The organism is Undibacterium sp. SXout7W, from assembly GCF_049339385.1.
GTDB lineage: Bacteria > Pseudomonadota > Gammaproteobacteria > Burkholderiales > Burkholderiaceae_D > Undibacterium.
The window spans coordinates 1-255 of record NZ_JBMPPF010000185.1; the positions used below are offsets into that span (position 1 = coordinate 1).

The window sequence follows — 255 nt, forward strand, 5'->3', positions numbered from 1 at the left end:
AATACGAAGCGAACGTGGCGAACTGAAACATCTAAGTAGCTACAGGAAAAGAAATCAACCGAGATTCCCAAAGTAGTGGCGAGCGAAATGGGAGGAGCCGCAAGTGATAGCAGATTTGATAGTAGAACGGATTGGAAACTCCGGCCATAGAGGGTGATAGCCCCTTATACGAAATCATCTTTGTGGTACTAGGCTTGCAACAAGTAGGGCGGGACACGAGAAATCCTGTCTGAACATGGGGGGACCATCCTCCAA

1 rRNA gene is annotated in these 255 nt (G+C 48.2%); it reads left to right on the plus strand.

The features are described 5' to 3' along the window. Positions 1–255, plus strand: a 23S ribosomal RNA gene (locus ACO0LB_RS21030); the annotation flags it as partial.